General features: G+C 54.9%; 9 protein-coding genes and 1 riboswitch. Of the genes, 7 read left to right on the forward strand and 2 right to left on the reverse strand.

Annotated elements, in window-relative coordinates; all coding sequences use genetic code 11:
* On the reverse strand, window positions 1-2,017 hold a 2,017-nt coding region (locus VMN77_03440), incomplete at its 3' end, for a fibronectin type III domain-containing protein (protein ID HTN42830.1).
* A gap of 47 nt (window positions 2,018-2,064) precedes the next feature.
* A riboswitch (cyclic di-GMP riboswitch) is annotated at window positions 2,065-2,229 on the reverse strand.
* 272 nt (window positions 2,230-2,501) lie between these two features.
* On the opposite strand from VMN77_03440, the gene VMN77_03445 reads away from it, so the two are divergent.
* Window positions 2,502-3,170, forward strand: a complete 669-nt coding sequence (locus VMN77_03445; protein HTN42831.1) for an ElyC/SanA/YdcF family protein — start codon at window positions 2,502-2,504, stop codon at window positions 3,168-3,170.
* Here VMN77_03445 and VMN77_03450 read toward each other — a convergent pair.
* Window positions 3,167-4,483: a sigma 54-interacting transcriptional regulator gene (locus tag VMN77_03450; GenBank protein HTN42832.1), complete on the reverse strand. Its 1,317-nt coding sequence runs from the start codon at window positions 4,481-4,483 to the stop codon at window positions 3,167-3,169. The two genes, VMN77_03445 and VMN77_03450, sit on opposite strands and share 4 nt — an antisense overlap.
* Before the next feature lie 248 nt (window positions 4,484-4,731).
* Here VMN77_03450 and VMN77_03455 point away from each other — a divergent pair, with 248 nt between their 5' ends.
* The 6 genes from VMN77_03455 to VMN77_03480 all read left to right on the forward strand — a co-directional run bounded on the left by VMN77_03455 (window position 4,732) and on the right by VMN77_03480 (window position 13,155).
* Window positions 4,732-6,315 (forward strand): hypothetical protein, encoded by a 1,584-nt coding sequence (locus tag VMN77_03455; protein HTN42833.1) that lies wholly within the window; start codon window positions 4,732-4,734, stop codon window positions 6,313-6,315.
* A gap of 435 nt (window positions 6,316-6,750) precedes the next feature.
* Complete coding sequence (locus VMN77_03460; protein ID HTN42834.1) at window positions 6,751-8,226, forward strand: sigma-54 dependent transcriptional regulator; 1,476 nt, start codon at window positions 6,751-6,753, stop codon at window positions 8,224-8,226.
* Between the two features lie 62 nt (window positions 8,227-8,288).
* Window positions 8,289-8,801, forward strand: coding sequence for a diguanylate cyclase (locus tag VMN77_03465; protein HTN42835.1), 513 nt, complete (start codon window positions 8,289-8,291; stop codon window positions 8,799-8,801).
* A gap of 13 nt (window positions 8,802-8,814) precedes the next feature.
* Window positions 8,815-9,750 (forward strand): polysaccharide biosynthesis/export family protein, encoded by a 936-nt coding sequence (locus tag VMN77_03470; protein HTN42836.1) that lies wholly within the window; start codon window positions 8,815-8,817, stop codon window positions 9,748-9,750.
* Entirely contained in the window at window positions 9,750-10,973 is a 1,224-nt protein-coding gene (locus VMN77_03475; GenBank protein HTN42837.1) for a hypothetical protein, read from the forward strand. Before VMN77_03470 ends, VMN77_03475 begins: the two co-directional genes overlap by 1 nt.
* A 10-nt stretch (window positions 10,974-10,983) precedes the next feature.
* On the forward strand, window positions 10,984-13,155 hold the full coding sequence (locus tag VMN77_03480; protein HTN42838.1) for a polysaccharide biosynthesis tyrosine autokinase: 2,172 nt from the start codon (window positions 10,984-10,986) through the stop codon (window positions 13,153-13,155).
* Window positions 13,156-13,183: the final 28 nt, after the last annotated feature.

The following is a 13,183-nucleotide window of genomic DNA, read 5'->3' on the forward strand; positions in this document are numbered from 1 at the left end:
TGCCTGAGGCGTCACGGCTAAGCACTCTATAATGGTACGCCGTGGAGGCCTGAAGACCGGTCAGCGATTGGCCGTGGGAAGTCACCAGCGTGCTGTTGACTGTTGTCGACGATCCATAAGCCGTCGTGGTTCCATATTGAATCTGAGTATCCGAGAGCTCATTCGTGGTCCACGAGATCGCGGCGCCTGAACTGGTGATGTTGCCGGACCCGATGTTGGAGATCACCGGCGGGGTGGTGTCGGGCGCGGCCGGGGTCGTGAAGGTGTTATCGCCGGAGGTCGCCAGATTGGAAGCGGCGTCGGCGCTCTTCACGCGGAAATGGTAGGTGGTGGAGGCCGACAGGCCGGTCAATGCGACGCTGTGGCCGGTGACCATCGTGGAATTCAAGGTCGTCGACGAGCCGTAGGCGGTGGTCGTTCCGTATTCGACCTGGGACGAGGACGCTTCATTCGTCGTCCAGGTAATATTGGCCGAATTGAACTGGATATTGCCGGACGCCACAATCGAGATCACCGGCGGGGTGGTGTCGGGCGCGGCCGAGGTGGTGAAGGTGTTGTCGCCCGAGGTCGCGAGGTTCGAGGAGGCGTCGGCGCTCTTCACACGGTAATGGTAGGTGGTGGAAGCGGCCAGACCGGTCAGTGTGACGCTGTGGCTTGTGACCAATGTGGAGTTCAGCGTCGTTGACGATCCATAGGACGTCGTCGTTCCGTATTCCACTTGCGAGGAGGACGCTTCATTCGTCGCCCATGTGATGATTGCGCCCGTGTTTGTAATATTGCTCGCGGTGATCCCTGAGATGACCGGCGGGGTGGTGTCCGGGGGCGTCGAGGTCGTGAAGGTGCCGTCACCGGAGGTGGCCAGATTGCCGGCGGCGTCCCGGCTCAGGACCCTGTAATGATACAGCGTGGAGGCCTGAAGACCGGTCAGCGCTTGGCTGTGCGAAGTCACCTTGGTGCTATTGAGAGTGGTGGATGACCCGTAGGCCGTCGTGGTACCGTATTGAACCTGAGTATCCGAGAGTTCATCCGTGGTCCACGCGATCGTCGCGCCGGAGGTGGTGATGTTGCTGGACGCAATTCCCGAAATCACCGGCGGGGTGGTGTCCGGGGGGGTCAAGGTCGTGAAGGTGCTGTCACTCGAGGTCGCCAGGTTGCCGGCGGCATCCCGGCTCAAGACACGGTAGTGGTAAAGCGTGGTGTCGAGAAGACCGGTCAGCGCTTGGCTGTGCGAAGTCACCTTGGTGCTATTGAGAGTGGTGGATGACCCATAGGCCGTAGTGATACCGTATTGAACCTGAGTATCCGAGGCTTCATTCGTGGTCCAGGAAATCGTCGCGCCGGAAGTGGTGATGCTGCTCGAGGCGATCCCCGAAATAACCGGCGGGGTGGTGTCCGGGGGCGTCAAGGTCGTGAAGGTGTTGTCGCCGGAGGCGGCCAGGTTGCCGGCGGCATCACGGCTCAAGACACGGTAGTGGTAAAGCGTGGCGGCAAGAAGGCCGGTCAGGGCCTGGCTGTGGGAAGTCACCTTTGTGCTATTGAGCGTGGTGGACGACCCGTAGGCCGTAGTGATACCGTATTGAACCTGAGTATCCGAAGCTTCATTCGTGGTCCAGGTAATCGTTGCGCCGGAACTGGTGATGCTGCCGGCTCCGATGGCCGAAATGACCGGCGGTGTCGTATCGGCAAAGGTTTTGCTTCCTTCGTTCGAGAATCCGCTTTCGTTTCCCGAGCTGTCATACGCCGTAACGGTAAAATAGAAGGTGCCGGTGCCCAACCCGGTCACCGTGTACGTGGTTTGATTACCGGCATCAATCGTTGTACTGTATATTCCGGAGGAGGTCCCGTAATAAACCTTGAACCCGGCAAGATCGGTCAGGGGAGAACCGTCCGTATTGGTGGTCGGTGCGTTCCATGTCAGCGAGGCATCACCGGCCAATGCGGGGGAATGGGACTGGAGGACTAAGAGGACGAAAAAAACGACACTGAATATAAAGCCTTGCTTCCAAGACGTATGCATGAATCGGATGCCCTCCAATATATAAAAAAACCGCCAAAAAAATTCCCTTTGGCGGCTCGGCGGGCATGGCTTGTTTCGGATTTGGAGGTCCGTTCGGGCTGGTAAGCGGCTCGACTGAATTCGCCGAGATCACGCCGAAATCCAGATCCTCGCTTAGCTTTAGCCCCGTTGCTCTGCGTCACAGGGTTTCCCCTGATTTGCTCTGAGCAAAGGATGGCCGGATCAATTCGTGATCGGGCCGGATGAAATTATTTATAGGATCGCAATATGTCGTATGCGACCCCATACGTATTGCAAGAGATTTGCCAAAACGGCCGGGACGAATGGAATTTATATAACTTGCTGAATCGGCATGATTAATTGGTTTTGAGCTTGGTACTCCCGGCGAGGGAATTATGCGGGGGGTTTTTATAAATTAGAATATTATTTCAAAGATTTGAAATCCCGGGCGATGACTCCGAAGATTCCTTATAATAAGAAACGAATGAAAGGGTGGCTGATTTTCATCGGATTGTTCGCGGGTGTGTCATTGTTTATAGGGCTCCTTCACATGAACGACGGCAGCTTTCTTTATCCGGAAGGAATGAAAACGTTTCTGAAGAATCGCTTGGTGAAAGTCGTGCCCGCAAATGAGATTTTTTCCGGGGCCTCGCGTGATTCGAACGGGATCATCTATGTGCTCGGCGGATCGCAGCGGAGTCTCGAGAGCCGGTTTATCAAGGCGTCCGCCCTTTATCGGGACGGAGCGGCCGGGAGGGTGCTGATCATGAGCCGTCGAGGGATTACGGAGTACAACCCCATGCTTGGACGAAATCTGACGAACGACGAATGGGCGGTCGACCGATTAATGGATCTCGGCGTGCCCAAATCCGATATCGAGCTTGTGTCCATTCCGGAGAGTTTCTGGGGGACCTTCCATGAAGCCAGGGCCATTTCGGAATTGACCCTTAAAAGAGGGCACCGGTATTTATTGCTGGTCTCTTCTCTTTACCACACGAGGCGGGTTTGGGACAGTTTCTCGAAAATGCTTCAAGGCCGGAATGTCTCTCTCTACGTTTACCCGTCGGAGGACCCTTCAAAACTCAAAGACCTTGTCATCGAGTACGTCAAGCTGCTGACCTACGATAACCTCCTGTTGCCTCTTTCGGGTTAGGATTTCGAAAGCTGCTTGATATCGATCCCCAGCTTCTTACATTTATAATAGATGCTTCCCCGGCTGACCTTGAGGACGGCGGCGGTTTTGGCCGTGTCCCAGTTGCATTCCCTGAGCGTATCGATCAGCAATTGCCGGTTGATCTCATCGAACGATTTCGACGGGATGCTTAAATCGTTCTGAAGCTCGAGATCCGCTTCATCGATGAGATGAGGGGGAGAGGTTGAGATAAAGGCATTGTAAATGGTATTTTCAAGTTGCCTTACGTTTCCGTGCCAGTGATGTTCACGGAGTTTTTCGGCGGCCGATTCGGTAAGGACGGGTCGCTGCGAAAGCTTGTGCTCATGGGTGATCTTGGAAAGGATATGATCGATCAACAGAGGAATATCCCCCTTGCGGTCCCGAAGCGGAGGGAGATGGATCTGGACGACCCGGAGACGGAAATAGAGGTCGGATCGAAACTGCCCGTCGCGAATGGCCACCTCCAGGTCCTTGTTGGTCGCCGTAATCAGACGGACGTCGGATTGGAGCAGGCGGGTCCCTCCGAGATGGCTGAACGATTTGTCCTGAATGAAACGCAGCAACTTGGCCTGCGCGGACAGGGCGAGTTCTCCGATTTCATCGAGGAAGATCGTGCCCCCCTCCGCCTGTTCGATCCACCCCTTCTTGGCGGCTAAGGCCCCCGTAAAAGCTCCCTTCTCAAACCCGAACAGCTCGCTTTCGATCAACGTGTCGGGAATGGCGGCGCAATCCAAGGCCACGAACGGCGATCCCCGGCGTGGACTGAGTGAGTGGATCGCCTTGGCGACAAGCTCTTTTCCCGTGCCGCTTTCTCCCCGGATCAGAACCGAAGCCGGGCTGTGCGAAACCCGTTCGATCGTCTTGTAGAGCCGGTGCATCTTGGGATCTTCTCCGACCAGCAACCCGAAATGAAGGTGCCGGAGGGAGGCCTCGGGGGGTGCGCTGTCCGGTTTTTCCAATTTGTCGGAAGGGGTCGGATAGATCAGCGGCTGGGTTACCTCGTCCAGATGCGCGCTGCATCGCAGCGTGAAAGGATAAATCCCGATGGTGCATTCTTCCGCCATCGGCCGGGCCCCTTTGACAGGGGCGTCCTCAAGGACGGTCCCGTTCGTGCTGTGATCCTCCAAAATGTAGTGTGCGCCGCGTTTTTCGATCACCGCGTGAAGACGGGACACCATGGTGTCCGCAAGGACGATATCACTGTTTTCGGACCGGCCGATCGTGATTCGGTTCTTGGAAAACGTTGTTTTCTTAAGCAGTTTGTCTTTGAGGAATATTTTGAAATCAAGCATAAGGACCTGATGAATGATCGGGCAAGAACGCTTTAGAATACCATGGGTTTACTGCGTTGATCCGTAGTAATTAGTTTACAGGAGGATGCCCTTAAGGAGCAAGTGGATTTGTATGCCGGGTCGTATCGGGTTTCCCCATATTAGTTCCATAATCCACGGAAAATTTCGCTAATTCGTGATATTATGCTAAAATTTTTATGATCCGGACGGCATAATGCGTAACATCTAGACCCCGAAAGGCAGTCCATTTGTCCCGTGCCCGAAACAGGATACGCGCGGCGGCGGTTTTAGTTTTCGTCTCGTTCATTGCGACCCCCGCGTTTTCGGCCGATACCGTCCCGCCTCCGTCCGACGAAAATATCGGATTCAAAAAAATCGGCCTTCTGAACCCCGAAGACCGGACCACCCAACGGTTCACAAAAGATATCGGGAAACGGATCAGGCATGAGCTGGCTGCGGCCTTCCGTTTTGAGATCGTTCCCCAGCCGAAACTCGCCCGGGAACTTCCGTTGACCATCCCGGACCTGACCGCCCTCGGGAAGAGGTTTGATTTGGACGGGATCATCACGGGGATGGTCAAAATCGAGGGCGATCACCTCAAAATCGATCTGAATCTTCTGGACGCGAAGACGGGCGCTTTGTTTGCCCGGGAGTTCGTCCTCATCAAGGACTACAAGGACCCGGCCGCCGTAGAGGAAGGGGTTCGGACCCTTGTGGGCAAGATGATCGGGCGGATCCCTTACGAAGCCGTGATCGCCGGGGTTAACAAAAAGGGCGGGACGGTCACGGTCGGGGCGGGCCGCCTGAACGGTCTGGGGAATGGGACACCGGTCCAGGTGTTTCGTATCGTGAAAGTGACCCGCCATCCCTTTACCCGGGAGGTGATCGGGGTTGAAAAAATGAACGTGGGGACCCTCGTCGTCGTTCGTGCGGATGATCGATTCTCCGAGGCCAAACCGCTCCGCTTGGAAAGCGGCCAGGTCATTGAGCAGGGTCAGTACGTCGTATTTAAACCCTCTTCCCGACTTTTATCCGAGATGGGTTCAAAGCAAAACGAACTTCTGGCGCGGCAGGAGCGGGAATGGATGGACATGGAAGCGGCGGCCTCGAAAGGGAAGGAGAAAGAAAGGCCGACGCATAAACATTCGCGTGGAGAGCTCGGCTTGTACGGGGGAACGGCTTGGTCCCGTTTTCGTTTCAATTCAGATCAGATGGAGTTCAGTAGGAACGTTTCCTCCTTCGCGATGGCGAGCGCTTTCGCCGAATTCTGGATGATGCCTTCTTTCGGGGTTGATGGCGCTTATCAGATCGGGTTCGCCAAGCTCGAGAACTCGGGCGGCAATTCGATCAGCGTCAAGTCGCGGCCTTATTGGTATTCCACCCATCTGAAATATCGCTTTATTTTATGGCCCGGAACGACCGATTTGGAGCTGATCGGCCTCGCGGGGTATGCATGGTATGTCTACCGTGTTTCCGAAACGGATGGCGAATTTCTTGGCAACACCCAGTATCGGGGACCCAGTCTGGGGCTGGAAGGACGCCTCCCTCTGTCATCGAAGATCTCGGCCCGCCTCGGAGTCGATTATCAACCGGATTTGGCCGTGAATGAGCACCCCGTGACCAGCGGAGAGAACGCATCCTCATGGTCGATCGGATTTCATGCCGAAGGTCGTTATCGCCTCGGATCGAATTATTGGATCTCGATACGTTATTTATTTAATGACGTTTTCGCGAGCTATTCCGGAACGGGGACCCGGTCCGGGGGGGTGACAGGGGCAAAGACGACGGATGAACTGAACAGTGTGATGCTTGGGTTTGGGGCTGAATTTTAGCATTGCATTGGTGGTAAAAATTTGTGGCCTGGCCCTCTGGTCCGGGAGTTGCATTATTACTCACCATTAAATACCGATGGTGGGAGACTCGGGTAATGCGGAGGCGGACAGGTCAAATTTTTCTTTTATCTTGCGGTGTTATATGCATGCTCTTTGGGGTTGTTTTTAACCTCCTGCCGGGAATAATCAAGAAAAGCGACGTAATGACACCGCTTTTAATCGGCATTGGCCTCATTATATTGACCGGTTTGGCCAAGAAGAAAGTCACCTGACCCGAAAACCGAAATTCTCTCAAAAATTTCTTGACACCGCCGGCGACATAAACATAGTATTTGACGTGGAAGATGCTATAATATGGAAAAGTTTTTCCACAATATTCCCAATCAATGGAGTGATGAATTTAAGTCCTCTTCTGTTCTAATGGGTCGGATTTCTATGGACAACGGCCGTATTTTTCTCATCAGTGCTGATCAAATCATGAGAAATTATCTGAAGAGTTTTATTTCTCATTTTGACCATAAACTTTTTATGCCGTTGAATCCGGAAGCCTTCTGGGAAGAACTGGAGACGGTCAAGCCCTCGGTGGTTGTATACGACCTTTGGCGGATCAATCCCAATACACTCGATTACCTTCGGAGACTCAAGCAGCTCGGGGAATCCACAAAGGTGATCCTTCTCGCGGGCGCCATGCAGCTTCCGGTGTTAAAGGATCTTTCGAGCGCGACCTCATGGAAGATTGTGACCAAACCGTTTCTTCCCCAGGAGTTGAAGACCTCCATTCTGGAAGCCTTCGGAAAACTTCGGAATACGATTCTGGGTCCGACCGATCTGGTGCCCCAAACGGCCGTGACCGGACACAAGGGCTACCATCCCCAGTTGCTTCTGGAAACCAGCCGCCGCATGCAGGAAGTGAGAGCGATCATCGATCATGTTGCGAATACGAATGTGACGATCCTGATTCGCGGAGAAAGCGGGACCGGAAAGGAGTTGGTCGCGCGAAGTCTTTATGAATCCTCGAACCGATCGGGAAAGGCATTTATAACGGTCCACTGTCCGGCGATTCCGGAAGGTCTGCTGGAAAGCGAGTTGTTCGGGTATGAAAAGGGCTCCTTTACGGGAGCCTTCCGCCGGCGTCCCGGAAAATTTGAGATGGCCAATCACGGGACCATCTTCCTGGATGAGATCGGCGATATTCCCTTCGAGCTTCAATCCAAGCTTCTGCACGTTTTGCAGCGGGGGGAGTTCGCCCTGCTCGGCGGAAACGAGCTCAAGGTGGATGTTCGGATTCTGGCGGCGACCAACAAGGACCTTGAAAAAGCCGTGGCCGAAGGGACCTTTCGCGAGGACCTCTATTACCGGCTGAATGTCGTGAGTATTTTCCTTCCCCCGCTTCGGGACCGCAAGGAAGACATCCCGTTGTTGATCGAACGATTTATACAGAAGTACAATCAGCAGTTTAATAAGGAATGCCAAATGCTCGGCGCCGGCACCTTGAAACGGCTGATGGATTATAACTGGCCGGGCAATATTCGGGAGCTGGAAAACCTGGTCAAGCGGATCGTGATCATGGGCCACGAGGAAACCATTGTCCAGCAGTATCAGAATGAAAGTCGCTTGCCGGTCAACCCGAAATCCGTTCCTGTCCTTGCGGCCCCGGCGGAAGCGCAACCCCCGGTCGAGGATAAATCGCAGCCGTCGGGCAACCATTCCTCATTTTTGCCCCTGAAGCATGTCGCGCGCGAGGCCATGAAAAAAGCCGAAGGAGAAGCGATCTTGAGAGCCCTGGAGCAGACGCACTGGAACCGCAAGGCGGCGGCGCGGCTCCTCAAGATCAGTTACAAAGCGCTTCTGTACAAGATCCGACAATGTAATCTGGAAGGGGAGCCGGGACCCTCGGAGCCGGTCCGATGACCTGAGGTCGTTTGCTGTCCGCGCTTGGTCTAACGGCAGGATCCATTAAGGAGATAAGGGCCATGATGCAGAATCCGACAAACCCGGATGACGGGATCGACACCCGTTGGACCCAACCCCTGGACAGGAACTTTTTTGAATATCTTCTTGAACTAGAAGTCCGGAAGGCCACCCGATATTTGTATTACTTTTCATTGCTGGTGGTCCAGCTGGATCGCCTCAGGAGTCCGGCCCCCGGCCCCGCGGAGGAAGCCGTGCATCGTACCTTGGGATATCTCATGCGCGATGAAATTCGGGGGACGGATCTTCTCGGGAAACGGATGGACAATAGTTTTTTCATCGTTCTTCACTACACCGACCTGGAGAATGCCATCCGGGTGGGACAGCGGATACGCGAGCGCGTGGAGCATTACACCTTTGAAACCGGCACGGAGAATAACCGCCGCACCATCAGCATCGGGGTATCCTGTTTTCCCACCACCGCCAACGATGTGGCGGGCTTGATTCAAAAGTCGGAACAATTGTTGATGAACGCCCAGGGAAAGGGCGGCAATCTGGTCAGCATGCCGGAATGAGGGCGAAGATCGTATGAAATTTTCAAAAACCCAACGCAGAACGCTTCTCATAGTTGCCGCGAGTCTTCTGGCCGTAGCCTGTCGATCGATGCCGTCCCCGTCGGATTCAGCCTCCAAAAATGACCAGTCCATCACCGACCTTCGGGTGATGGACCTCTCGGATAAAACGGAAATCGTGGTTCAGGGGGAAAAGCCGATCACCTACACCTATCTGCTGCTGGAGAATCCGCCGAGGATGGTCGTCAATCTTCTGTCCATGAACCGCGGCTCCTTCACGCAAGCGATCAAGGTGGATAAAGGGGTGATTCGTGAGATCAACGTCCATGACGGGCAGAATCCTCACTTGGCCGTTCAGTTGGAGGTGCTCCTCAATCAATCCTCAAAGCCGGACATCCGGACCCAGAACAACTCCTTGCTGATCGATTTTCCACGGCCCCAGATCGACGGCCAACGGGTGGTGGACGAATACCGCATCGGGCCGGAGGACGTATTGGAGATCATGGTCTGGAAGAATGCCGATCTCACGCGGACGGTGACGGTGAGGCCCGACGGGAAAATATCGCTGCCCCTGATCGGCGACGTTCAGGCCAGCGGTCTGACCACGGCGGAATTGAAGACGGACGTGACCCGAAAGATGAAGGATTACATCGCCGCCCCGGAGATCTCGATCCTGGTGACCACCATCAACAGTTATTTCTATTACATCACCGGGGAGGTCGCCCATCCGGGAAAGTATCCCTTGAAGGAACGGACGACCGTCCTGCAGGCGATTTCCATGGCCGGAGGATTTACGCCGTTTGCCTCCAAGAACGGGATGTCGCTGTTTCGCAAGGATCCGAACAACTCCGCCGAGGTCAAGTTACGGGTACGCTATGACGACATCATTTCAAGCGAGGATCCCCGGAAAAATCTCGAGCTCCAATCGGGCGACACAATTGTCGTCCCGTAGTGAACCAAGGAAACGAGGAAAACCTGAACGGATGCCGTATTCTCACAGCCATTGTGGCGCTGGGCCTTTCACTGGCGGTTATTCCCGGCACCGTTTACGGGGGGTGGCAATGGTCTTTGGGATTGGGAGCCGGGACGCGCTACGATACCAACGTCCAGATCGCATCCGATGGTCACCCGGATGCGGTATACTCCGTTAATTCACAGGTCGGGATGACTTATCAAGGGTCGAAAATGAATTTGACCGGATCATACGGATTGGGTTTTGAGCTGTTTCAAACCTACAAGAATCTCAACCGGGCCTCGCAGAGCCTTTCCATCGATGGAGACCTGAGCCGGATGATGGGGCCCGTTTTTCCCGATAATTCCACTCTGCACTTTTCGGAAATGATGGTTGACGCGCCCTTCCTTCCCAATTTTCAGTCGGCCGTGGCTCCCAATCCCAGTGTGACCACCGGAGGGGTGAGCACGCCGAGGACCAATACCTTTCTGAACTTTTTCAGTATCTCCGAATCCTCCCCGATTACGGCCCGGACCGGTATCCAATTCTCCTACCAAAACACCTACACCACTTACGACGATCCCGCGCTGGTTGACAGTCTGACGAATGTGTTCGCGATCGGTTTAAGCCATGACCTGAGCCGGGTCGATACGGTGAATGGCAACGTGTCCTACAGCCGCTTCGACCCCCACGGCGGGGGACCATCGTTCACATATATGCTGACGGTGGGGGAGAAGCATATATTTTCGGAGGTCATGACTGGAAGCGTGAATCTGGGAGCGGGCGCGGCCGTGCTTCCGAGCTCAAATCACCCCGACTTTATCAGTATGGGAAACATGTCCCTGACAAGGAGTCTGAGCGAAAAGCTTCAATTGAGCGTGATGGGGGGGCGGAATTTCAGCACCAATAACGGCGGGATCGCCAACACGGTCCTTATAACGGATAGCGGGACGGTCTCCCTGAGCCGGCAAATGTCGAGGTTTTTAAGCGCGAATGTCGCATTGAATGCGGCCAGGAACTATTCGCTCGGCTCGGCCACGTCCGCCGGTTTTCATACCGATATCCATTCCCAGAATGTCAATGTTGGGTTGAATTACCAGTTCGCCACTTGGCTGAACGGACATCTTTCCTATAACTACACCCGACAAGAGGAGGCTGGGTCCACACAGGGCGACCTGATCCAGAATCAATACATCTTCGCCCTTCAGGGGCATTGGTCTTGAGAGGAATCCGATGTCTTCACAGATGACCGGCATGGTATGGCAGGATTATGTGGAGATTTTTTTACGCCGACGCTGGTATGTCATCGTCCCTTTTTTCCTATCCGTGATCGTCAGCGTTGTATTGTGTTTTGTGTTGCCCAAGACCTATAAATCCACCACGTTGATCACCATCGAGCAGCAGAAGGTTCCGGAAAACTATGTCAAGTCGACCGTTTCAACCGACATTGACGAAAGGCTCGGCAATATCGAGGTGCAGGTCACGAGCCGGACCCTGCTGCAGTCGGTCATCGACGAATTCGGACTTTACAAGGGGGAAGCGAAGCGGATGACGCCCGACGAGGTGGTGGACCTGGTCCGGAAAAATGTCGAGGTCAAGGTCGAGCGGGGGAAGAAGGACATCGACGCCTTCAGCATATCATATGAGGGGCCCGATCCCCGGACCGTGATGCAGGTGACGAATAAATTGGCCTCCCTCTTTATCGAGGAGAATCTCAAGGTCCGTGAAGAGTTTGTGGAGGGGACCTCGGATTTTCTGGACAACGAGCTGACCGGGATCAAGGCCGACCTCGAAGCCCAGGAAAATAAAATACGTCAGTACAAGCAGCAAAACATGGGGGAGCTTCCCGAGCAGACCTCGGCCAACCTTCGAACCCTGGACCGGCTCCAACTCGAGCAACAAACGGTCGGCGAGGCCCTGTCAAGGGCCAAGGAACGCCGGGCCTTTTTACTGGAGAGCAACTCAAAACGGGTCTTGTCCTCCCAAGACCATGACGCGGGGGATCGCTTGGAGGCCTTGACCCCGGCCCAGAGGTTGGTCCGGTTGAAAAGCGAACTGGCGGACCTCCAAACGCGGTTCACGGACAAATATCCGGATGTGGTTCGCGTCAAAGGCGAGATCGCGGAACTGGAGGCGGGTCTCAAGGCCAGCGCTTCCGAGGCCAAGGATTCCAATTCCGGAAAGTCAAAGGAAGGGGGACAGAAGGACGCAACAACCGAGGCCGTTGCCGCTCCCGCGGACGACTTTCAGGGGGAATATAATCAAACCCTTCTCGATATCCGCCGTCTTGAAGACCGACAAAAACAGATCGCGGCGCAGATGAAGGCCTACGAGGCCCGCGTGGAACATGCCCCGCTCCGGGAACAGCAGATGCTGGCCTTGATGCGGGATTATGAGAGCACCAAGGCGCATTATCAATCCCTCCTGGACAAAAAACTCAACGCACGCATTTCGGAAAATCTTGAAAAGCGGCAGAAGGGGGAACAATTCCGCATCCTCGATCCGGCCACGCTGCCGACAAAGCCCTACAAGCCGGATCTGTTCCGGGTGGTCCTCATGGGTCTCCTGGTGGGCCTTTCCTCCGGCGGCGGGGCCGCCTTCCTCCGTGAGGTGATGGATAATTCCTTCAAAAGGGCCGAGGAAGTGGAGACCGTTCTCGGTCTCAACGTGTTGGCCTCCATTCCGAACATCGGCGAGACCAGCGTCCGGCCGAGAACACCCTCGGGGATTGCGGAAAAATTGGATCCCACGCTGGTCACGATCACGGAGCCCGTTTCGTTGGCGGCCGAGCAGTATCGGGTCGTGTGCGCCAAGCTCAATAAAATCTCCAAGGATCTGGGTTCCCGCGTGATCGCGGTGATGAGCTCGGTCAAGAATGAGGGGAAGACCCTGACCTCCATCAACCTGTCCGCCGCGCTGGCCAAGGACTTCAACCGCCGTGTCCTGTTGATCGAGGCCGATCTCAAGAACCCCTCGCTGTCCCGGCTTCTGGGACATCCGATGAACGGCGGTCTCGTGAATCTGCTGTCGCTCCAGACCGATCTGGACCATGTCGGCCTGACCTATTTTGACGGGCGTCTTACGGTCCTGCCGGCCGGAAAGAGCATGGGGGACGATCTTCGTCTTCTCGGTTCGGAGCAGATCCGGGAGTTTCTGGAACAGGCGAAGGGCCGTTATGATTTTATTGTCCTGGATATTCCTCCGATTCTTCCGTTGGCCGACGCCAACGTGATTACCGGGCTGGCCGATGCGATGATCATGGTCATCTGGGCCGAACACACCCCGCAACGTCTGGTGCAGCGCGCGATCGCCGATCTGGACAGCCGCAAGATTCTCGGCGTCGTATTAAACGACGTCAAATCGTATATGTCGCATTACTATTATTATCATCACCAAAAAAAATAGGGCGTTAAAACGTTCGTGAACCATGTTG

It is taken from the genome of Nitrospiria bacterium (assembly GCA_035498035.1).
Classification (GTDB): Bacteria; Nitrospirota; Nitrospiria; order JACQBZ01; family JACQBZ01; genus JACQBZ01.

Excerpts from the sequence above, each read along its gene's own strand:
- VMN77_03460 (HTN42834.1), top strand. The coding sequence starts at position 6,751 with ATGGACAACGGCCGTATTTTTCTCATCAGTGCTGATCAAATCATGAGA.
- VMN77_03465 (HTN42835.1), top strand. The coding sequence starts at position 8,289 with ATGATGCAGAATCCGACAAACCCGGATGACGGGATCGACACCCGTTGG.
- VMN77_03450 (HTN42832.1), bottom strand. The coding sequence starts at position 4,483 with ATGCTTGATTTCAAAATATTCCTCAAAGACAAACTGCTTAAGAAAACA.
- VMN77_03480 (HTN42838.1), top strand. The coding sequence starts at position 10,984 with ATGTCTTCACAGATGACCGGCATGGTATGGCAGGATTATGTGGAGATT.
- VMN77_03445 (HTN42831.1), top strand. The coding sequence starts at position 2,502 with ATGAAAGGGTGGCTGATTTTCATCGGATTGTTCGCGGGTGTGTCATTG.
- VMN77_03470 (HTN42836.1), top strand. The coding sequence starts at position 8,815 with ATGAAATTTTCAAAAACCCAACGCAGAACGCTTCTCATAGTTGCCGCG.